The sequence below is a fragment of the Nocardia iowensis genome (genome assembly GCF_019222765.1).
Classification (GTDB): Bacteria; Actinomycetota; Actinomycetes; order Mycobacteriales; family Mycobacteriaceae; genus Nocardia; species Nocardia iowensis.
On the sequence record NZ_CP078145.1, the window covers coordinates 2,565,355 to 2,587,080 of the forward strand.

Genomic DNA, 21,726 nt, shown 5'->3' on the forward strand with positions numbered 1-21,726 from the left:
TCACAGCTCGCAATGAGAGGTTCGGCAGCTCTGGCCGGACAAGCGGGGTGGTACCGCGGTTTCGGCGCACCGGGCGTCGGCATCGTCCCCGTGCCAACGAAGACGGCACGAGGAGACGCATCCGCGATGGCGGACCAAACTTCCAGCAACAGCGGGTACCCGCGGGTCGACCTTGGTGTCGGCTCGGGATCGTCGTTCCCCGATCTGGAGCGCCGCGTACTCGACGCGTGGGCGGCCGCCGGCACCTTCCGAGCGAGCATCGAAAACCGTTCCGGGGCAGCGGAGTTCGTCTTCTACGACGGGCCGCCCTTTGCCAACGGTCTGCCACATTATGGGCATTTGCTCACCGGATACGTCAAGGATCTGGTACCGCGATTCCAGACGATGCGCGGCAAGCGTGTCGACCGGCGTTTCGGCTGGGACTGTCACGGATTGCCCGCGGAAATCGAGGCGGAAAAGCAGCTCGGTATCACGGACAAATCACAGATCGACGCAATGGGCCTCGCCGAATTCAACGCGGCCTGCAAATCCTCGGTACTGCGCTACACCGGAGAATGGCGCGATTACGTGACGCGTCAGGCCCGCTGGGTGGACTTCGACAACGACTACAAGACACTCGATCTCGACTTCATGGAGTCGGTGATGTGGGCGTTCAAGTCGCTGCACGAGAAGGGGCTGATCTACCAAGGCTTCCGGGTGCTGCCCTACAGCTGGTACGAGCAGACGCCGCTGTCGAATCAGGAAACCCGCCTCGATGACGCGTACAAGATGCGCCAGGACCCGGCGGTCACCGTCGACATGGTGTTGCGCGTGCCCGCCGAGCATCCGCTGCACGAGCTGGACGGCGCCAACGCGCTGATCTGGACCACCACTCCGTGGACCCTGCCGTCGAACCTGGCGATCGCGGTGCACCCCGACATCCGTTACGTGCAGCTGCGCGCCGCCGACGGCAAGCGCTATCTGCTGGCGGCCGAACGCGTGTCGCACTACACCCGGGAATTCGGTGAGCAGCCCGAGGTGCTCGGCGAGTACGACGGCGCGGCGCTGACCGACCTGTCGTACGAGCCGCCGTTCGACTTCTTCGCCGGCCACCCCCGTGCGCACCGGGTGCTGAACGCCGACTACGTGACCACCGACTCCGGTACCGGAATCGTGCACCTCGCACCGGCTTTCGGTGAGGAGGACATGGATGTCGCCACCGCGAACGGCATCGAGATCGTGCAACCGCTCGACGCGGGCGGCAAGTTCACCTCGATGGTGCCGCCGTACGAGGGCCTGATGGTGTTCGACGCGAACCCGGTGATCATCAAGGACCTCAAGGCCGCGGGAAAGCTGTTGCGGCACGAGACGATCGAGCACTCCTACCCGCACAGCTGGCGCTCCGGTCAGCCGCTGATCTACATGGCGGTGCCGTCCTGGTTCGTCGCGGTCACCAAGTTCCGCGACCGGATGGTCGAGCTGAACAAGCAGATCACCTGGGTGCCCGAACACATCCGCGACGGCCAGTTCGGCAAGTGGCTGGAAGGCGCGCGGGACTGGAACATCAGCCGGAACCGCTACTGGGGCAGCCCGATCCCGGTGTGGGTCTCCGACGATCCGGCCTACCCGCGGATGGACGTGTACGGCTCGCTCGACGAGCTGGAGCGCGACTTCGGCGTGCGCCCGGACGATCTGCACCGGCCGATGATCGATGAGCTGACCCGGCCGAATCCGGATGACCCGACGGGCAAGTCGACCATGCGCCGGGTGCCCGAGGTGCTCGACTGCTGGTTCGAGTCGGGCTCGATGCCGTATGCGCAGGTGCACTACCCGTTCGAGAACAAGGAGTGGTTCGACAGTCACTTCCCTGGCGATTTCATCGTCGAGTACAACGGGCAGACCCGCGGCTGGTTCTACACCCTGCATGTGCTCTCGACCGCGCTCTTCGACAGCCCAGCCTTCAAAACCGTTGCCGCGCACGGCATCGTGCTCGGTGACGACGGCCTGAAGATGAGCAAGTCCAAGGGCAACTACCCGGACGTGAACCAGGTGTTCGACCGGGACGGCTCCGACGCCATGCGCTGGTTCCTGATGAGTTCGCCGATCCTGCGTGGCGGCAACCTCATCGTCACCGAGCGCGGCATCCGCGAGGGCGTCAGCCATGCGCTGCGGCCGCTGTGGAACGCGTGGACCTTCCTGCAGCTGTACGCCTCGAAATCCGGTACCTGGCGCACAGATTCGCCGAATGTGCTGGATCGCTACATCTTGGCAAAGCTCGCGGAAACCCGGGACGCGATGACCGAGGCGCTCGAGGTCTACGACATCGCGGGCGCCTGCGAACAGCTGCGCGGGTTCGCCGACGCGCTCACCAATTGGTATGTGCGCCGGTCGCGTTCGCGCTTCTGGAGCGAGGACCCCGATGCGGTGGACACCCTGCACACCGTGCTCGAGGTGGTCACCAGACTGGCCGCGCCGCTGCTGCCGCTGATCACCGAGGTGATCTGGCGTGGGCTCACCGGCGGCGAGTCGGTGCACCTGACCGACTGGCCCAAAGACGGTGAGCTGCCCGCCGATTCGGAGCTGGTCGCCGCGATGGACGAGGCCCGGGTGGTCTGCTCCACGGTGCTGAGCCTGCGCAAGGCGCAGAACCTGCGGGTGCGCCTGCCACTGGCCGAGGTCACCATCGCCGCGGCCGACGCCGAGCGGTTGGCCCCGTACGCCGACATCATCGCCGACGAGGTCAATGTCAAGAAGGTCGATCTGACCACCGACGTCGCCGTGCACGGCCGCTTCGAACTGGTCGTCAACGCCCGTGCCGCGGGTCCGCGCCTCGGCAAGGACGTGCAGACGGTGATCAAGGCGGTCAAGGCGGGCGAATGGTCAGAGAGCGCCGACGGCGTCGTCACCGCCGCCGGAATCGCCCTGCTCCCCGAGGAATACACCCAGCGTCTGGTCGCCGCCGAGCCCGAGTCCACCGCGGCGCTGCCCGGCAATGCGGGCCTGGTGGTGCTGAACTCGGTGGTCACCGAGGAACTGGAGGCCGAGGGCTGGGCCCGTGACCTGATCCGTGATCTGCAGGAAACCCGAAAGTCCTTGGGGCTGGACGTCTCCGACCGGATCACGGTGGTACTCGAGGTGCCCGCCGATCGGGCCGGGTGGGCCGAAACCCACCGCGACCTGATCGCGGGCGAAATCCTCGCCACCACCCTCACCTTCGGCGACGCGGGCGCCGAGGCCGCCGACCTGGTCGGTGGCGTGCGCGCCCAGGTCACCAAGGCCTGACCGTCGGTTCGGGGCGGGACCAGCGGGTCCCGCCCCGATTCGGCTAACCCCTGGACCGGCTCGGTCCGGTCTGGCCCGTTCTCGCCGGGGTGGCCGACACGCAACTCCCGAGCGGCGGCAACAGATACTCCGCCGCGCCTTCTCGGCGCTCGTCGCGCCGCTCCCGCCGCTCCGCCGCGACCCCGCGCTTGGCGGCCTTGTAGGCGCCCATCAGACCGGCGCCGTCAACTGCTGGACGATCGCGGCCGTATCCAGCCAGACGTTCTCCCGGCTGATCTTGTCGTCGCGGACCTCGCAGACGTGCAGTATCCGGAAGTCGATCGGCCGATTGCCGCCGGGGATGCCGAGGAATGTGCCGGTCGCCCTGCCGTACCAATGGGATTCGTCGACGAAGAAGTCCTCGCCGTAGTACCGGTGCACGCTCTCCATCTTGTCTTCGCTGATCGCGTCGAACAGGTCGCGGTAGCGCTGGGCGATCGCGGCCGGGTCACGCAGCGTGCCTTGTGGATCGCCGACCGCATCGTGCTCGACGTCGTCGGTCAGGGTCGCCATGATCGCGGCCACATCGTTGGCCGCCTCGGCCGCGCAGTGTCGCTCGAACAGCTCGTCCATCTCTTCATGGGTCATCGCCACGCCCTCCTGAAAATGAGAATCTGCTATCGTGGTGAGATGACTTTCTCACGGCGAGACGAGATTCTCAATAGTGGTCGCGCGACGAATCAGAAGATGCGCACCAGGGAGGCGTTGATCAACGCCGGACTCGAACTCGCCCGCAACGGTCATTCGCCCTCGATCGCCGAGGTCGCCGAGGCCGCGAAGGTCTCGACCGCCACCGCCTACCGGTACTTCCCCAATCCGCAGTCGCTGTGGTCGGACATGGCCACCCGGCAGGCGAACTTCGTCGGCGGCTATCCGAATTTCCTGGACGACCTGCCCGAAGGCGCGGAGGAGCGCATCGACAAGGTGGTGCGCGAGTGCTGCGCCTTCCAGTTCGCGGACGAGGTGGTGTGGCGCGGTGTGCTGCGGGCGACCCTCGAACGCTGGTTCAGTCAGGTCGATGTCGCTGAGGCGGAACGGGTTCCGGTGCGCGGGGTGACTCGGCTGGAGATGGCGCGGGTCGCGCTGGCGCCGCTGGCGGACACGTTGTCGCCGGAGCGGTTGGAGCGTTTGGTGAATGCGGTCGTCCTGGTGTTCGGTGTCGAGGCGCTGGTCTCCACCCGGGATACCTGCGGCCTCGATCCCGCCGCGGCCACCGAGACGATGAGCTGGGCGGCCCGCGCCCTGGTTCGGGCTGCCGTGGCCGAGGTGAAGTCCGGTTAGCTAATATGTGATATAGATCACATGCTGATTATTTGCTGAACCATCGTCGCTGGTCCGGAGGGCGCGGCAGAATCGGCAGTGGTGCTGTTGTTGCGGAGATCGACTCCTGTGGCAGCAGTGAGTTCGTGGATTGTCCTAACTGCATTGAGCTGCGCTTGGTGGGTGCGTTCGCCGGGCGTGGCGGCTGCGGCTCCTTCTGGATGACGCTGCTCGAGCCGGGCGTCAGCCGGGGCCGCCGGATGGTTGCCCGGGTGCCGGGCAGCCGGAAGGGACGAGCACGTGAACAGAAAACCCTTGCGCCGGATCGCCTTCGGATTACTCCTGGCGACCGTCGCGACGTTGATTCTGGCGGGTCCCGTCTGGTCGGATACCGGTAGCGGCACCGGCAGCGCCGACTCCGCCTCGGCATCCGGATCGGCCATGATCCCGTTGCCCAGCTCGCACGGAGTCGGCGCGCTGGCGGCGGCCGTCACCCAGACCGGCAAGCCGTACCAATGGGGCGGCACCGGACCATTCGCCTGGGACTGCTCCGGACTGGTGCAGTGGGCGTTCCGGCAGGTCGGCGTCCACATTCCGCGCACGACCTGGGAGCAGGCCAGGGCAGGCGCGCCCGTCCCGTTCTTCGCGCTCTCACCCGGCGACGTGGTGGTGTTGAACACCGACGGTTCGCACGTCGGGATCTACGCCGGTTTGGGCCAGATCTTCAACGCCTACGACTGGGGTGTCCCGGTCGGACTCAGCCCGCTGCGGCAGTTCGACATCTACACCATCCGCCGCTTCTGACCCTGGGACGCAAGGCTTTCGGCCGTCCAGGGTTGTTCAGTCGCCGGTTTCCTCGGCGAGGGTGCGCAGGAGCGGACCGTACTGCGGGTTCGCGAGCGCGGACGCGAACTGGGCGACCAGGTAGTCGGCCGGGTTGCCGGTGTCGTACCAGCGGCCCCGGATCACCTGGCCGAAGACCGGGTTGTCGGCGGCGTGCACGTTGATCGCGTCGGTCAGGTAGACCTCGCCGGTGCGGTGCTTGTACCAGGCCTTGGTCTGGGCGCGCAGCTCGTCGATGATGCCGGGGGTGACCACGTAGCCACCGATCGCGGCGAAGTTCGACGGGGCGTCTTCGGGCTTGGGCTTTTCCCGCAGGCCGGTGATGCGCAGCAGCCCGTTGCCCTGGTCGTCGGCGACCACCGGGACGCCGTAGCGCTGCGATTCGGCCGGGTCCATCGGCATCAGCGCGAGCACCGGAGCGCCGGTCGCCTCGTAGGCGTCGATCAACTGCTGGGCGCGCGGGATTTCGGCGACGAACACGTCGTCGGGCCACAGCACCAGCATCGACTCGTCGCCGAGATTGCGGGCCGCGTTCAGGACCGGGGTGCCGTTGCCGTAGGGGCCGTGCTGGTCGAGGTAGGTGATGTGCCCGAGCCGGGACAGCTCGCCGACCTCTTCGACCGCGTCGGCGTATGCCGTCTTCCCATCCGAGCGCAGCTGCGCCACCAAGGCTGGGTTGGGCCGGAAGTGGTCTTGGATCAACGACTTTCCGCTGCTGACCACGATGGTGATGTCGGTGATGCCCGACGCGACCAGTTCGCGGACGGTGTGCTCGATGACCGGCTTGTCGCCGACCGGCAGCATCTCCTTCGGGATGGCCTTGGTCAGCGGGAGAAGCCGGGAACCGATACCGGCGGCCGGGATCACGGCCTTGCGGATCTTCATAGGTCCGATCATCACATATGAAGGCGGCCCGTAAGGCCGGTCCCCGCGCTTCGCCGACTGTTCACCGAAACCGTGTAGTGCGTGGATGCGGCCGATATTCGCCCAGCTCATCGCTGGTCGAGGGGTTCGAGGGCTGCTCGCCGCCGGGCGGGGCGGGCCAGGTGATCCTGGCAGGAAACCAACAGCTAGTGGCCAGCGATCACCCAGCGTTCGGCACCTGTCCGGATTTGTCGGTGGGCGGGCGTAGATTTCCCGTCGTGCGTACGGACAAGGCGACTGACGTGCTTCCGGCGCGGGTACCCGAGTCCGGGGAACCCGCGGCGAAGCCACGGTGAGCGAACAGCATCCACTCGCGCGCGCCGACGCGCAGAGCACTGCCCGGCGCTGGGTGCTGCACATCGATATGGATGCGTTCTTCGCCTCCGCCGAACAGTTGACGCGTCCCACGTTGCGCGGTCGGCCGGTCCTGGTCGGCGGCATCGGCGGGCGCGGCGTCGTCGCGGGCGCCAGCTACGAGGCGCGGGTGTACGGCGCGCGTTCGGCGATGCCGATGCATCAGGCGCGCAGGCTGGTCGGTGTCAACGCGGTGGTGGTGCCGCCGCGCGGCGCCGTGTACGGCGTGCTCAGCGGGCAGGTGTTCGACGCGCTGCGCAGCCGGATCCCGGTGCTGGAGACGCTGTCGTTCGACGAGGCGTTCGGCGAACCCGCCGAACTGGCCGGCGCGACGGTGGCGCGGGTGCACGAATTCTGCGAGGAGCTGCGCACGGTGGTGCGCGAACGCACGGGTCTCACCGCATCGGTCGGCGCTGGCACCGGCAAGCAGCTGGCCAAGATCGCCTCCGGGCTCGCCAAACCTGATGGGATACGGGTGGTTTCGCCGGTCGAGCAGCAACAGCTGCTGGCCGCGCTTCCGGTGCGCAAGCTGTGGGGGATCGGCCCGGTGGCGGAGCACAAGCTGCGCTCGCTCGGCATCGAGACCGTCGGCGCGTTCGCCGCGCTGCCCGAATCCGAGGCGGTGGCGACGCTGGGCGGTGCGGTCGGCGCCGCGCTGCACCGGCTGGCGCGCGGCATCGATGAGCGCCCGGTCGCCGAACGCGCCGAGGCCAAACAGATCAGCGCCGAGACCACCTACGAGACCGACATCGTCACGCTCGCGCAACTCCGTCCGGCCATCGAAGCGATGGCGGCGGCGGCACATCGCCGCTTGCTCGACGACGGGCGCGCCGCACGCACCGTGGTGCTGAAATTGAAGAAGTCCGACATGAGCATCGTGACGCGCTCGTTCACCCTGCCGTATGCGACCGAGGACCTCACAACGCTGTCCACCGCCGCCCAGCGCTCCGCGATCGACCCGACCGAGCTCGGCCCGATCCGGCTGGTCGGCGTCGGCTACGGCGGATTGTCCATGGTGCGGCAGGAGTCCCTGTTCCCCGAGCTGGATCAGGCGCCGGTCGGCGCGGACGGCGGGTGGGAAGGCGGCGAGCACGAACCGGCCGCCGCGCCGACGGGCGCAGCCGAGCCGCCGGAAGGGCAGGCCGCACCCGCACTCGCCATCCCGCTCTGGCACCGCGGCATGGATGTCGAACATCCCGACTACGGTCACGGCTGGGTACAGGGCGGTGGATACGGCGTCGTGACGGTCCGATTCGAGACCCGCTCGACCGGTCCCGGCCCGGCCCGCACCTTCGCCGCCGACGATCCGAGCCTGACCAGAGCCGATCCGCTGCGCAGTCTGCGGTGACCACGCCCCGGCGAACGGCTCGACATCGCCGATTCCACCGCGTACGTTCGCTGCCGACGACATCAGTCAGTCCCGTGTGGGTCCACGCGGTGGTCTTCTGTGCCGGTAGCCTGGGAGCTCGTGCAGCGCCGCCGGCTCGGGTGGAGGCTGCCATTGCTGGACATGACACGGACCTACTCGAACGCAAAGGACGAGCAGTTGAAGCTTCGTAAGACTGGACGCATCGCGATCGCCGGCCTGGCCATCGTTGCCGCGCTTGGCATGACCGCGTGCGGCGACGACAAGGACAGCAAGCCGGCCGCCAAGACGACGACCAGCGCCGCGGCGTCGGCGTCGGCCAGCGCCGCGAACCTGCCGCCGGTCCCGACCGTCGCGGAGCTGAACACCGCCCTGGCCCGCGCGCTGGACCCGGCGGTCCCGGCGGCGGAGAAGCTGGACGGCGTCCAGGGCGCCGAGGCCGACCCGACCCTGCCGGACCGCCTCTCCCAGGCAGCCAAGGGCGCGGACGTGAAGATCGAGGTCACCGACGTCACCAGCTTCGGCGACAGTGTCAACGCCAAGGCCAAGTTCGTCGTCAACGGCCAGGAGAACATCGTCGACGTGCCCTTCGTCGCCGACAACGGCAAGTGGAAGATCCAGAAGTCCTGGGCCTGCGCCATGCTGACCAACCTCGGCCAGACCTCGACGGCCTGCAGCTGATTCGTGCCGCCGCGGCCGGCTCCCCGCGAGTCGGCCGCGTCGAACGACCCCGGCGCGATGCTTTCCCGCCGGGTGCTCGAAGGACGCAGTCGGCGTAAGCGATTCGAGAGCCGATAGCTGGGACTCTGTGTCATCCAATGATTTCGCGCTAGCATCCACCGTCGTGACTGTCAGTGACGCTGTGCGCGAATCCGCTCAACCGTCGGCGCAGCGGGGAGATCAGCACGATCCGGGCACGCACCTCGCTGGCGCTGCCTCTCGTCGAATCAGGTTGCTGGCACTCGTCAGTGGACTTCTCGCGTTCCTCACCGCGGTGTCGCTGCCGTTCCTTCCGGTCCGGCAGGACCAATCCAGTGTGGTGTGGCCGCAGACGGCTGCGGTGACATCGGTGACGGCGCCGCTGATCACCTACGCCCCGACGAATCTCGCTGCTCAGATCCCGTGCGCTGCCTTCGGCGCGCTGGCGGATTCGGGCGGCGTTGTGGTGTCGACGATTCCGCGGCAGTCACCCGATCTGGAGCGCTACGGCTTCGTGGTCAAGGTCGTCCCCGATACGGCGGATCGCGCGGGCCGGGTCGACGTGGTGTCGCGCAACACGCTGCTGTGGTCGTCGCCGCTGAGTGCCGTCCGCGATCGGTCCTGTTCGGTCGCCATCGAGATGAACACGCAGCGCAGCACGGTGTCGGCACCGGGCCTCGCGGATTCGGACAAGGAGTTCGCGACCGATATCCGCCCGCAGGTGGTCGGTGTCTTCAGCGAGCTGACCGGCGCTGCACCGTCGGGGTTGCACGTGAATGTGCAAGTAGATTCCCGTTTTTCGGCTTCGCCGACACCGTTGAAGCTGGCCGCGATGGTGCTGGCCGCGTTGGCCACACTGGTCGCGCTGGTCGCGCTGTATCGCTTGGACGGCCTCGACGGCCGAAAGTCGCGGCGGTTCCTGCCTGCCCGATGGTGGCGGTTGCAACCGGCGGACTACCTGGTTTTCGCCACCCTGCTGGTCTGGCACTTCATCGGTGCCAACACCTCCGATGACGGCTATATCCTCGGCATGGCTCGCGCCGCGCGCAGCTCCGGGTTCATGTCGAATTACTACCGGTGGTTCAGCGTCGACGAGGGGCCGTTCTACACGCCGTACACCGACATGATCGGGTTGCTCACCCACGTGTCGTCGGTGAGTCCATGGGTTCGGTTGCCCACCTTGCTTGTCGGCGTCATCGCCTGGTGGGTGATCAGCCGCGAGCTACTACCGCGGCTCGGCGCCGCCCTGCGCGCCAACGCGATTGCCGTATGGACCAGCGCACTGGTGTTCCTCGCGTTCTGGCTGCCCTACAACAACGGCTTGCGCGCCGAACCCTTTGTGGCGGTGGGCGTGATCCTCACCTGGGCCTCGGTCGAACGGGCCATTGCGACCCGGCGGCTGCTGCCCTACGCATTCGCGATCATGATCGCGGCGCTGACCTTGACCGCCGCGCCCTCGGGCTTGATCTGTATCGGCGCGTTGGCCGCCGGGGCACGCACGATGACCGCGGTGATCATGCAGCGGGCGAAGCGCACCGGATATCTGGCGCTGCTGTTGCCCCTACTTGCTTCCGGTGTGGCGGTGCTGACCGTGGTCTTCGCGGACCGGACCTTCGCCGGAGTGCGTGAGTTCTTCTACGTGCACAACCGGATCGGTCCCGGTGAGTCGTGGTTCTTCGAGTTCCTGCGCTACCAGTATCTGCTGCAGCCCAGCGGTGACGGCTGGCTCACCCGGCGTTTCGGCATGTTCATGCTGCTGCTGACCTTGGTCGTGTGCGTGGTGACGATGCTGCGCCGCGGCGGGCACATCCCCGGCACCGCCGTCAGTCCGTCGCGACGACTGATCGGTATCACCTTCGCCGCCATGGTGCTGATGATGTTCTCGCCGACGAAGTGGATCCATCAGTTCGGCGTCTTCGCCGGGCTGGCCGCCTGCGTCGCGGCGCTCACCGCCGTCGCGATCAGTCCCCGGATCACCCGTCCGCTGCGCAACCGGGCACTGTTCGCCGCGGCCGTCTTCTTCGTCCTGGCACTGACTTTCATCGGCGCCAACGGCTACTGGTGGGTGTCGGCCTGGGGAGTTCCATGGTGGGACAAGGCGCCGATGATCGCCGGTTTCGGGTTGTCTACCTTCGCGGCGGGCCTGTCGATCCTCGCGCTGGCTGTCGCGGCGTGGTTCCACATTCGCCCGGAAACCCAGCCGCGTCCCGACTCGGTACCCGGTCGGGTCGCGCGCGTTCCCGTACTGGTCGTCGTCGCGGCCGCCATGGTGCTGTTCGAAGTGCTGTCGATGGCGAAAGCGGCGGTGGCACAGTATCCGTCGTATTCGATCGCCCAATCGAACCTCGCCGCGGCCTTCTCCGGTGGCTGCGGCCTCGCGGACCACGTGCTGGTCGAGACCGACCCCAACGCATCGGTGCTGCGCCCGCTTACCGGCGATGCCGCAACGGCGCTGGCCGGCGCCGACTCGACCGGATTCACCCCGAACGGCGTGGCGGCCGACCTCACCTCCGATGAGATCGAATCCACTACGGGCAAGGCGAATTCCGTCGCCAGCACCGATGCCGATGAGCCCGCGGATCCGAAGGCCGGGTCGAAGTCGCCGGGTTCGGAGACCGGCACGTCCACGGGCGCGGGAGTCAACGGCAGCAGTGTCCCACTGCCCTTCGGCCTGGATCCGGCAACCACCCCCGTACTCGGCAGCTATCGGGAAGGCACCCAGGAGCCCGCCGATCTGACGACAGGGTGGTATCGACTTCCCAAGGACAGCAATGGAAGTCGTGGCCCGATCATCTCGATCGCGGTCGCCGGCCGGATCCGGCACGTCGACAGCGACGGCATCGTCCACCCGGGACAGGACCTGCGCTTGGAGTACGGCCGCGCGGAAGCCGACGGCACGGCCGTCGCGCTCGGCAGTGTCGACCCGATCGACATCGGCCCGTCCCCGTCGTGGCGCAATATGCGCGTTCCGTTCGACTGGCTGCCCGGCGATGCTGACGTCGTCCGAATCGTCGCGAGCGACAAGGATCTCGGCAAGGATCAGTGGCTCGCGGTGACCCCGCCGCGCGTGCCGCAGACGAAAACCCTGACCGACCTGGTCGGTTCGCGGACGCCGGTGCTGCTGGACTGGGAGGTCGCCATGACCTACCCCTGCCAGAACCTGGTCGCTACCCACGCCGGCGTCGGTGACCTGCCCAGCTACCGCATCCTGCCCGATCGCAACGGTGCGACCATCACCAATCTCTGGCAGGCGCACGACGGCGGCGGCCCGCTCGGCTGGACCCAACTGCTGTTCACCGCCCGCGCCCTGCCCGCCTATCTGAACAACGACTGGGACCGCGATTGGGGATCGATCGAGCAATACCTGCCACTTGATCCGAACGCCCACCCCGCAACCGTCCAGATCGACCGAACCCAACGCTGGGGCACCTGGACCCCCGGCCACATCAACACCGCCTGGTAGCCCCAGCGGCGGCGCCGCGGGCGTCCAGATGGGTGCGGCGGGCGCGTAGCAGGGCGTGGGTGGTGAAGATGGCCAGGGCGGTCCAGATGAGGGCGAAGCCCGCCCAGCGGGATGCGGGCATCGGTTCGTGGGCGACGGCGACGCCCCAGGCCATCTGGAGTGCGGGGGTGAGGTATTGGAGCAGGCCCATGGTGGACAGCGGAACCCGTTGGGCGGCAACGGCGAACAGTAGCAGCGGGACGAGGGTGACCGGGCCGGTGGCCATCATGAGTGCGGCATGCCCTGCGCCGGAACCGAATTCGCTGCGGCCGGTGACGGCGAGCAGGACGACGAAGGCGAGCGCGAACGGCGCGGCGACCACGCCCTCGGCGGCGATGCCGCGCAGCGCGTCCAGTGGGATCACCTTCTTCACCAGACCGTAGGTCGCGAACGAGCAGGCGAGCACCAGCGCGATGACCGGCGGCCTGCCGTAGTCGACAGTGAGAACCGCCACAGCCGCGGCCCCGAGCCCGAGCGCGGCCCACTGCGCCTTGGCCAGCCGCTCACGGAAGATGAGCACCCCGAACGCCACGGTGACCAACGGATTGATGAAGTACCCCAGCGCGCACTCCACCACATGCCCCGAGGTGACGCCGTACACGTACACACCCCAGTTGATCGCGATCGCCGCCGAGGCCACCGCGGCCAGCCGCCAGATCCGCGCGCCGATGCCGAACAACTCCCGTAGCCGCCCGCGCACCGCCAGGACCGCGAGCACCACCACCAGGGTCCAGAGAATCCGCTGCGCCACCACCTCGGTGGCGCTGGCGAACGCCAGCAACCCGAAGAACGCGGGGAACAACCCCCACAGGAAAAAGGCACTCGTACCGAAGACAACACCGGGGATAGACCTGCTCTGCCGCACGCTTCCGACGCTACTTCTCACGTAGCCTTGCGGTCATGTCGACTACCGTGCAGGCATCGCGCGCCACCGGACTGACCACGGCGGAGGTCGAGCAACGTCGCCGCGACGGGCTCAGCAACGACGTGCCGGACCGGGCCAGCCGCTCGGTCCGCGACATCATCCGGGCGAACGTCTTCACCCGGATCAACGCCATCCTCGGCGTGCTGTTCATCCTGGTACTGGCCACCGGATCGATCATCGACGGCATGTTCGGCCTGCTGATCGTCGCCAACAGCGCGGTCGGCATCATCCAGGAGGTTCGCGCCAAGCGCACCCTGGACCAGCTGGCCATCGTCAGCCAGGCCAAGCCCACCGTGCGCCGCGACGGCAAGGCGGTCGACGTGGCGCCGCGCGAGGTGGTGCTCGACGACCTGATCGAGCTCGGCCCCGGCGACCAGATCGTGGTCGACGGCGAGGTCGAGGAGGCCTCGCTGCTGGAAATCGACGAATCGCTGCTCACCGGCGAGGCCGATCCGATCGACAAGCAAATCGGCGACCAGGTGATGTCGGGCAGCTACGTGGTCTCCGGCGGCGGCTGCTATCGCGCCACCAAGGTCGGCAAGGACGCCTACGCCGCGAAGCTGGCCGAGGAGGCCAGCAAGTTCACGCTGGTGAAGTCGGAGCTGCGCAGCGGCATCGACACCATCCTCAAGGTGATCACCTACCTGCTGATCCCGGCGGGTCTGCTGAGCATTTACAACCAGCTGGTCTCCAGCAAGGAATCGTGGCGGCCCGCGGTGACCGGCATGGTCGCGGCGCTGGTGCCGATGGTGCCGGAGGGTCTGGTGCTGATGACCTCGGTCGCCTTCGCGGTCGGTGTGGTGCGGCTCGGCCGGCGCAAGTGCCTGGTGCAGGAGTTGCCCGCCATCGAGGGCCTGGCCCGAGTGGACGTGGTGTGCGCGGACAAGACCGGCACACTCACCGAGAACGGCATGCGGGTCTCCGATATCAAGACGCTGGATTCCTTCGAGGACAACGAGGTTCGGCAGGCGCTCGCCGCGTTGGCGGCCGACGATCCACGGCCGAACGCGAGCGTGCAGGCGATCGCGGAGGCGCTGCCGGACGGTCCCGGCTGGCAGCGGACCGCTGTCGCGCCGTTCTCCTCGGCCAAGAAGTGGAGCGGGTGCTCCTACGGCGAGCACGGCGACTGGCTGCTCGGCGCGCCCGACGTGCTGCTCGACGCGCACTCCGACGACGCAAGGATGGCAGAGGAACTCGGCTCATCGGGCCTGCGCATCCTGTTGCTCGCTCGCAGCGACCGGCCGGTCGACGCCGCGGACGCGCCGGGCACCGTCCGGCCCGCCGCGCTGGTCGTGCTCGAGCAACGCGTCCGGCCGGACGCCAAGGAGACCCTCGAATACTTTGCCAGTCAGCATGTTTCGATCAAGGTGATCTCCGGCGACAATGCCGTCTCGGTGGGCGCGGTAGCGTCCTCGCTCGACCTCACCGGCGGCGACCACGCGGTCGACGCGCGGGGATTGCCCGAGGACCGCGAGCAACTCGCCGACGTGCTCGACCACGAGACCACCTTCGGCCGGGTGCGCCCGGACCAGAAGCGGGCCATGGTGGCCGCACTGCAATCGCGCGGCCACACCGTCGCGATGACCGGCGACGGCGTGAACGATGTGCTCGCGCTCAAGGATGCCGACATCGGCGTGGCGATGGGCGCGGGCAGCCCGGCCACCCGCGCGGTGGCGCAGATCGTGTTGCTGGACAACAAATTCGCCACCCTGCCGTATGTGGTGGGCGAGGGCCGCCGGGTCATCGGCAATATCGAGCGGGTCTCGAATCTGTTCCTCACCAAGACCGTCTACTCGGTGCTGCTCGCCTTCCTGGTCGGTATCGCGGGCGTCGGTTCGCAGATCTTCGGTTACGACCCGATCGGGTATCCGTTCCTGCCGCGGCACGTCACGATCGCCGCCTGGTTCACCATCGGCATCCCGGCGTTCATCCTCTCGCTCGCCCCCAACAACGAGCGCGCGCGTAGCGGATTCGTCCGGCGCGTCATGCGTTTGGCCATCCCGTCCGGTGTGGTGATCGGTATCGCCACCTTCGTGGCCTACCTGATCGCCTATGCCGGTCCCGAGGCGAGCGCGCAGCAGAAGGAGCAGGCGGGCACCACCGCGTTGATCACCTTGATCATGATCGCCGTGTGGGTGCTGGCCATCGTGGCGCGGCCGTACGTGTGGTGGAAGGTCGTGCTGATCGCGACGTCCGTCGCCGCCTACCTGCTGTTGTTTACCGTCCCGTTCACTAGGGAATTCTTCAAGCTGGACCCCTCCAACGTGGCGCTTACCACCGCTGCGGTGATCTGTGGCGCCATCGGCATCGTGCTCGTCGAGGTCGCCTGGTGGATCAGCGCGTCGCTGCTCGGCGAGAAGGGGCAGCTGTTCCCGACGCCGGCGGGTGGCGCCGACGACGAACTGGACACCTGACCCGGCGCGCCGCGAGAAGCCTTGTGCGAAGCGATCATTCAGTGTTGGAGTACCTTCTCCGAATATGGAGGTACTGCTGCACCAGATCGACGCGTTTGCCGACGCACCGTTCTCGGGCAACCCGGCCGCGGTGATGCCGCTCCCGTCGTGGCTCCCGGATTCGTTGCTGCAACACCTGGCCGAGGAGAACAATCTGGCCGAAACCGCCTTCTACACCGCGGAATTACCGCCGGAGGCGGGTGCGCCGCCGGGAGACTGGCCCGCCTTCCACCTCCGCTGGTTCACTCCTCTGGTCGAGGTCGACATGTGCGGGCACGCCACGCTGGCCAGTGCCGCACAGATTTTGGAGGACATGCACCCCGGCGCGGACCGAGTGAGCTTCTTCACACGCAGCGGTTGGTTACACGTCGACCGCACCGACGACGACGAATTCGTGCTCGATCTGCCCGCGGTGCCCGCTACCGCGGTGGAACCCGACATCACGCTGGTTGCCGCGCTCGGCGTGCGCCCCGTGCGGGCATACACCGGTACCGACGAGGTCATCGTGGTGGCCACCGAGCAGGAAGTCCGCGACACCGCGCCGATTTTCACCGCGTTCCCCCCGGTGGCCCGCGGCGTCATCGTCACGGCGCGCGGCGAGACCGCCGACTTCGTCTCCCGCTTCTTCGCCCCCGGCGTGGGAGTCATGGAGGACCCGGTCACCGGATCGGCGCACGCCCAACTGGTTCCGCTCTGGGCCGACGAACTCGGCCGTACCGAACTCACCGCCCGCCAGCTGTCCCGGCGGGGCGGCAGCCTGCGCTGCGAGCTCGCTGGTGACCGCGTGCTGCTCGTGGGCCGCTGCCGCCGTTATCTGGACGGCGTTGTGCGCCTTCCGGATTGACCCGGGCCATCGCGACTCGCGCGTGCTGTCACAAAGTCTCGCGCGCCGAGTCGCGCTTTGTCACCGCGCCGCAACGAACCACCTACGCGGCGTGGTGATCTCAGGCCTTCGCCGGGATGAAGCGGGGTTGAATCATCCCGGCGAAGGTCTGTCCCTCCGGGGCCGCAACGACGGGCGGTGCGTGGCACATGGCCGGGGCAAATGTCGAGCAGGGCTCTCGATGGTGTCCACTCGTGCCCGCGCGTCCAGGATTCGAGGGTTACTGGTCGGGGATGGGGCCGTCGTCCGGGCCGGGGAGGACGACGTCGTGTTGGTCTGGCGGAAGGGGGACTACGGCGAAGCGGCCCGCCACGGCGTCGGCGGGGAGGGCTTCTACCGCGCGGATGCCGGACTGGGCGGCGAGGTTTCGGAGGCCGGTGAGCGGGCCTCGGAGTACCAGGCCGACGGTGCAGGCGCAGCCGGAGCGGAGGCGGGCGGCGGTGAGGGCGGCGATGCGGGCGGAGCGATCGTCGGGGGTGGTGCGGGGGAGTGACCATGCGGCCGATTCCGCGGAGGCGATCGCGGCGGCGTCGCCCGCGGGGACCGGGACGGCGATCAAGGGGGTTTGCACGCGGGGGATCGAAACCTGGTAGAGCACTTGGGATATCCGCATGCCACCGCTGTGTGGCGGGATGTGTTCCGGCGCAAGGGGTTCGGTGAACGAAACGAGGGCCCAATGGTCGGCGGTGTCCGTGCCGTTCAGTGAATTCTTGGCTCGCGCAAGGTAATCCGAGACCTGCTCGCCGCGCTCCGGACCGAGTCGATCGGTGAAGACACCCGCCTTGCGCGGCGGGTTCAGCACGCCGAGCAGCACGATGAAGACAACCAGCGCGACGGCCGCCGCCACGAGGGCGAGCGGCCCCCGCGACAGCGCCCGCCGGTCAGGCATTGCGCAGGACGTCCAGTGCGTGCTTCAGGTCGTCCGGGTATTCGCTGGTGATCTCCAGCCAGCGGCCGTCCGCGGGATGGTTGAAGCCGAGCGAACGGGCATGCAGCCATTGCCTTTCCAGCCCGAGTCGGTCGGCCAGACGCGGGTCGGCGCCGTAGGTGAGGTCGCCACAGCATGGGTGCCGGATCGCGGAGAAGTGCACCCGGATCTGGTGCGTGCGGCCGGTTTCCAGATGAATATCCAGCAGGCTCGCCGCCTGGAACGCCTCGACGGTGTCGTAGTGCGTGATGCTCGGTCGCCCGTCCGCGGTGACCGCGAACTTCCAGTCGTTGCCGCGGGCCCGCCCGATCGGGGCATCGATGGTGCCGCTGCTCGGATCCGGATGTCCTTGCACCAGTGCGTGATACCGCTTGTCCACGGTGCGCTGCTTGAACGCGCGCTTGAGCACCGTGTACGCGTGCTCGGACTGCGCGACCACCATCACCCCGGAGGTCCCCACGTCGAGCCGGTGCACGATGCCCTGCCGTTCGTGCGCGCCGGAGGTGGAGATCCGGTACCCGGCCGCGGCCAGTCCGCCGATCACGGTCGGACCGGTCCAGCCGACGCCGGTGTGCGCCGCGACGCCGACCGGCTTGTCCACCGCGACGATGTCGTCGTCGGCGTAGAGGATCCGCATCCCCTCGACCGGTGCGACCTCGATGGACAGTTCCCGCTTCGGCTCCGGGAAGATCACCTCGAGCCAGGCGCCCGCGGCCAGCCGATCGGATTTGCCCGCCGCGACGCCGTCGAGCTGCACGGCGCCTTCCTCGGCGAGGGCGGCGACGGCGGTGCGGGACAGGCCGAGCAGCCGCGACAGGCCCGCGTCGACCCGCATGCCGTCGAGCCCGTCGGGAACGGGCATGGTTCGTGTTTCCCTCATGCCGCGTTCCCTTCGCTGGTGGACTTCTTGCTGGTGGTCTCGGCCGCAGCGTCGGTGCCCGCCGGCTCGCCACGCCCGGTGCGGGTCCCGTTCGGCTCGAAGCCGAACAGGGTCAACACCACCAGCAGGATCGCGCCGCAGACGATCGACGAGTCCGCCACGTTGAACACCGGCCACCAGCCGATCGCGATGAAGTCGACCACGTGCCCCTGCAACGGTCCCGGCGCGCGGAACATGCGGTCCACCAAGTTGCCGAGCGCGCCGCCGAGCACCATGCCGAGCCCGATGGCCCACCACAGCGACCGCAGCGTGCGCCCGATGCGCACCACGCCGATCACCACGGCCGTCGCGACCAGTGTCAGCAGCCAGGTCATGCCGGTCGCCATCGAGAAGGCGGCACCGGGATTGCGCACCAGGCTCAGCCGGGCGAAGTCGCCGATGATCGATACCGGCTGGCCCGGTTTCAGGTTCGCCACGATGATGCTCTTGGTGAGCAGGTCGAGTCCGAGCAGGATTACCGCGATGACGAGTAAGGTCCGCAGCCGCTGGGGCGGAGTCGCTGGGTTCGCCTCCTCGGCGGTGTTTGCTGGGTTCTCCTCGGGCGGCGGGGCATCACTCACACGCACCATCATCTCTCGAGCTACGCGACACCTTGTGCGGTGGTCACCCGCAAGTCCCAGCTGACACTCAGGAACCGGTCGTACTCTGTTGCTCGTGACGGTGTTGTCTTCCCACCACATCCCCAGGTTCGCGCGCTCGGGTGTGTTGCTCTTAGTGCTCGCGGTCGGGCTGACCGCGTTCGGAACCGGTTGCAGCGACGGCGCCGAGTCGCGTTCGGAGTCCGACAGCACCGAGCCGCTCGGCATCGGCAAGGGGGTGACCGTGCCGATCCCGGCCGCGATCACCACCGTCGTCTCGCCGGGCGCCGAGCCGCGCTCGCTGCTGCGCCCCGACTATCCGGCGGGCACCGTGCAGCAAGTGACGTTGCATACCTCGCATCGCATCGAGCAGCAGATCAACGATCAGCCCGCGCGCGACTTCTCCGCGCCCGACCTGTCGATCCCGATGACCGCGCACACCGACGCGGACGGCATCGATCTCACGCTCGGCACCGTCACCACCCCGGACCCGTCGCTGGCCAAGGCGTTCACCAAGACCGGTGGTTCGCATGCCGGGTTCGATCTGAGCGACCTCGGCGCCATCACCGCGCTGCGGCTCGAACCTGCCCCTGACACCTCCAACCCGGCAAGGGCCGCGCTGGAACAGGCCTTCTATCAGGCGGTCTACCGCTCGATCGCATTCCCCGACCAGCCGGTCGGCGAGGGCGCGGTGTGGACGGTGCGCCAGGAAGTCAGCGGCGGGGTCACCCTCGAGCAGATCACCACGGCGACGCTGACCAAACGCGACGGTGACCGGCTGACCATCGAATTGGACGTCACGCAGCAGCCGAAGTCCACGGTGTGGAACCTGCCCAACAACGCGGGCAAGCTCGACATCAAGGATTACGTCATGCAGGGCACCGGCACCATCACCGTCGATCTCGGCCTGCCGCTGCCGGTCTCCGGGACCATCACGGTCGGCGGACATCAGGGCTATCACGATCCGCGCAGCTCGAGCGTGCTGCAGCAGACGATCGACACGCAGGTGTCGTGGACGGAGTGACCCGCGGCCGCGGCCTCTTGCTGGCCGTCGTGACCGCCGCGTTCGCCGCGGCATGCGGATCATCGGAATCAGCGGCCCCCGACTCGGCGGAGTTGCCGCCGCTCGGTCCGGTCACGGCCGCGGCGCCGGTGACCGGGACACCGACCGCCGACGCCGCTCGGTTGCGCGAGCAACTGCTGACGACGGCGAACCTGCCGCCGAACTTCACCGCGCTACCCACCCGCGCCGACGCGCCCGCGGGTGTCAAGCAGACAGCGCCGACCGATCCGGCGGAATGCGCGACAGTGCTGACACCGCTGGGCGCGCAGCGGTCCGGCGCGCTGGCCACGGCCGCCGTTCAGTACGCGGGTCCGAGTTTCTCCAGCATCGACATCGATGCGGCGAGTTTCCCGAATGACGCGGTGGCGTCCGCGTTTTCGGACGTGCAGGCGACATTGCGCCGCTGCACCCACTATTCCGGCGCCGACGCCACCGATATTCCGATCGACTACCGCGTCTGTGGCTTCGCGCCGCCGCAAGCCGGGGACGCGGTCACCGCGTTCGAGGTGCGCGCCACCAGTGATGGGCTGACGCTGCATTCCTCGGTCGCGATCGTGCAGGTCGGCAGCACGCTGGCACAGGTGGCGGTGACCGCACCGGAACCGGTCGATGCCAGGGTGCTCAGCGATCTCACCGCCGCGCAGGTGCGTCGGTTGCACGGTGTTTCGGGGCCTTGATCAGGGTGGATTCGCCGTGCTCTGCCATTCGGCCGGGCTACGCTCGACAACGTCCGACACATCGCCTCGACGGAGGTTCCTCATGTCTGATGTCAAGCCCGTTCCCGACGGGTATCCGGTGGTGTCACCGGGACTCGCGATCGACGGCGCCGCGGCCGCGATCGATTTCTACAAGCACGTGTTCGGCGCATCGGAGCGGATGCGCATGCCGGGGCCGGACGGCAAGGTCGCGCACTGCGAGTTGATGTTCGGAAATTCGCTGGTCATGGTCGGCGACCCGTCCGAGGAGATGGATTTCCTCGACCCGAAGCGGTTCGGTGGCACTCCGGTCAACCTGTACGTGTACGTCGAGGACGCGGATGCCGCGTTTTCCGCCGCACTCACCGCGGGGGCCAGGGAACTCACCCCGATGACCACGCAGTTCTACGGCGACCGCAGCGGCGCCTTCGAGGACCCGTGGGGTCATCGCTGGACCGTGGCCACCCACATCGAGGATGTCCCGCCGGACGAGATGGATCGGCGGATGGCGGAACTGTTCGGCTAGCCTGCCAGCACCGAATCACCCACGACCCGAACAGCTTTCGGGGGCAGCGGCTTGGCCGCCGGGCCGTTCGAGACCGCACCGTCCAGGCCGAACCTGCTGCCGTGGCAGGGACAGTTGATGGTGCCGTCGGACACCGAGGTCACCTTGCAACCGGCATGCGTACAGACCGCGGACAGGCCGACGAAAGTGCCTGCGTGCGGCTGGGTCACCACGGTGTCGCCGACGATCACCCCGCCGCCGACGGGAATATCGGCGGTCTTGGCGAGCGCTTTGCCGCCGGTCTGGTCCGCTGTCGCCGATTTCCCGTCCGGCGTGGGAGTCGGTGGGGCAGTGGACTTCTCCTTGCCGTCGGTGGTGCATGCGGTCAGCGTCGCCGCCGCGACAACGGCGCCAGCGCCTGCCGCGACCACACCGCGGCGGGTGAGAACCGATTCGTCGTGCGTCATGGGGTCTCCTCGATGTGCGGCCGTCGACATACCGGCCGAAG

At 68.1% G+C, this 21,726-nt stretch carries 18 protein-coding genes; 11 read left to right on the forward strand and 7 right to left on the reverse strand.

Annotated features, from left to right (window positions below; translation table 11 throughout):
* Positions 1-126: 126 nt before the first annotated feature.
* Entirely contained in the window at positions 127-3,261 is a 3,135-nt protein-coding gene (gene ileS / locus KV110_RS11800; RefSeq protein WP_218475883.1) for an isoleucine--tRNA ligase, read from the forward strand.
* A 210-nt stretch (positions 3,262-3,471) separates the two neighbouring features.
* Here ileS and KV110_RS11805 read toward each other — a convergent pair whose 3' ends face one another.
* Entirely contained in the window at positions 3,472-3,888 is a 417-nt protein-coding gene (locus KV110_RS11805; protein WP_218475885.1) for an ester cyclase, read from the reverse strand.
* Positions 3,889-3,930: 42 nt separating this feature from the next.
* Between KV110_RS11805 and KV110_RS11810 the strand changes: the two genes are divergently transcribed.
* Positions 3,931-4,581: a TetR/AcrR family transcriptional regulator gene (locus tag KV110_RS11810; RefSeq protein ID WP_218475887.1), complete on the forward strand. Its 651-nt coding sequence runs from the start codon at positions 3,931-3,933 to the stop codon at positions 4,579-4,581.
* Positions 4,582-4,860: 279 nt separating this feature from the next.
* Positions 4,861-5,364 (forward strand): NlpC/P60 family protein, encoded by a 504-nt coding sequence (locus KV110_RS11815; protein WP_246634478.1) that lies wholly within the window; start codon positions 4,861-4,863, stop codon positions 5,362-5,364.
* Positions 5,365-5,400: 36 nt separating this feature from the next.
* On the opposite strand, the gene KV110_RS11820 is transcribed toward KV110_RS11815, so the two are convergent.
* Positions 5,401-6,288, reverse strand: coding sequence for a UTP--glucose-1-phosphate uridylyltransferase (locus KV110_RS11820; RefSeq protein ID WP_218475889.1), 888 nt, complete (start codon positions 6,286-6,288; stop codon positions 5,401-5,403).
* Between the two features lie 403 nt (positions 6,289-6,691).
* On the opposite strand from KV110_RS11820, the gene KV110_RS11825 reads away from it, so the two are divergent.
* The 3 genes from KV110_RS11825 to KV110_RS11835 all read left to right on the forward strand — a co-directional run bounded on the left by KV110_RS11825 (position 6,692) and on the right by KV110_RS11835 (position 12,209).
* Positions 6,692-8,029 (forward strand): DNA polymerase IV, encoded by a 1,338-nt coding sequence (locus tag KV110_RS11825; protein WP_246634720.1) that lies wholly within the window; start codon positions 6,692-6,694, stop codon positions 8,027-8,029.
* Between the two features lie 162 nt (positions 8,030-8,191).
* Positions 8,192-8,728, forward strand: a complete 537-nt coding sequence (locus KV110_RS11830) for a WKL family lipoprotein (RefSeq protein ID WP_218478382.1) — start codon at positions 8,192-8,194, stop codon at positions 8,726-8,728.
* A gap of 181 nt (positions 8,729-8,909) precedes the next feature.
* Positions 8,910-12,209 carry an arabinosyltransferase domain-containing protein gene (locus KV110_RS11835; RefSeq protein WP_218478383.1) on the forward strand — a complete coding sequence of 1,100 codons (3,300 nt, stop codon included), beginning with the start codon at positions 8,910-8,912 and terminating at the stop codon, positions 12,207-12,209.
* On the opposite strand, the gene rarD is transcribed toward KV110_RS11835, so the two are convergent.
* Complete coding sequence (gene rarD, locus KV110_RS11840; RefSeq protein ID WP_218475891.1) at positions 12,193-13,113, reverse strand: EamA family transporter RarD; 921 nt, start codon at positions 13,111-13,113, stop codon at positions 12,193-12,195. The genes KV110_RS11835 and rarD overlap by 17 nt on opposite strands.
* Before the next feature lie 35 nt (positions 13,114-13,148).
* Here rarD and KV110_RS11845 point away from each other — a divergent pair, with 35 nt between their 5' ends.
* Both KV110_RS11845 and KV110_RS11850 read left to right on the forward strand, forming a co-directional pair.
* Positions 13,149-15,587, forward strand: coding sequence for an HAD-IC family P-type ATPase (locus KV110_RS11845; RefSeq protein ID WP_218475893.1), 2,439 nt, complete (start codon positions 13,149-13,151; stop codon positions 15,585-15,587).
* Positions 15,588-15,651: 64 nt separating this feature from the next.
* Entirely contained in the window at positions 15,652-16,470 is an 819-nt protein-coding gene (locus KV110_RS11850) for a PhzF family phenazine biosynthesis protein (RefSeq protein WP_218475895.1), read from the forward strand.
* Positions 16,471-16,729: 259 nt separating this feature from the next.
* Here the strand turns inward: KV110_RS11850 and KV110_RS11855 are convergent, their stop codons facing one another.
* Genes KV110_RS11855 through lspA form a run of 3 tightly spaced genes read right to left on the reverse strand, consistent with a single transcriptional unit; the run spans position 16,730 to position 18,949 of the window.
* On the reverse strand, positions 16,730-17,398 hold the full coding sequence (locus KV110_RS11855; protein ID WP_218475897.1) for a hypothetical protein: 669 nt from the start codon (positions 17,396-17,398) through the stop codon (positions 16,730-16,732).
* Positions 17,391-18,317 (reverse strand): RluA family pseudouridine synthase, encoded by a 927-nt coding sequence (locus KV110_RS11860; protein ID WP_218475899.1) that lies wholly within the window; start codon positions 18,315-18,317, stop codon positions 17,391-17,393. The genes KV110_RS11855 and KV110_RS11860 overlap by 8 nt, the downstream gene beginning before the upstream one ends.
* Complete coding sequence (gene lspA, locus KV110_RS11865) at positions 18,314-18,949, reverse strand: signal peptidase II (RefSeq protein ID WP_218475901.1); 636 nt, start codon at positions 18,947-18,949, stop codon at positions 18,314-18,316. The genes KV110_RS11860 and lspA overlap by 4 nt, the downstream gene beginning before the upstream one ends.
* 88 nt (positions 18,950-19,037) lie before the next feature.
* Here lspA and KV110_RS11870 point away from each other — a divergent pair, with 88 nt between their 5' ends.
* The 3 genes from KV110_RS11870 to KV110_RS11880 all read left to right on the forward strand — a co-directional run bounded on the left by KV110_RS11870 (position 19,038) and on the right by KV110_RS11880 (position 21,239).
* A complete protein-coding gene (locus tag KV110_RS11870; RefSeq protein ID WP_393539152.1) occupies positions 19,038-19,979 on the forward strand; it encodes a hypothetical protein in 942 nt (313 codons plus the stop codon).
* Entirely contained in the window at positions 19,967-20,695 is a 729-nt protein-coding gene (locus KV110_RS11875) for a hypothetical protein (RefSeq protein ID WP_246634481.1), read from the forward strand. The genes KV110_RS11870 and KV110_RS11875 overlap by 13 nt, the downstream gene beginning before the upstream one ends.
* An 82-nt stretch (positions 20,696-20,777) precedes the next feature.
* Complete coding sequence (locus KV110_RS11880; RefSeq protein WP_218475902.1) at positions 20,778-21,239, forward strand: VOC family protein; 462 nt, start codon at positions 20,778-20,780, stop codon at positions 21,237-21,239.
* On the opposite strand, the gene KV110_RS11885 is transcribed toward KV110_RS11880, so the two are convergent.
* A complete protein-coding gene (locus KV110_RS11885) occupies positions 21,236-21,685 on the reverse strand; it encodes a QcrA and Rieske domain-containing protein (protein WP_218475904.1) in 450 nt (149 codons plus the stop codon). The genes KV110_RS11880 and KV110_RS11885 overlap by 4 nt on opposite strands.
* Between the last annotated feature and the right edge of the window lie 41 nt (positions 21,686-21,726).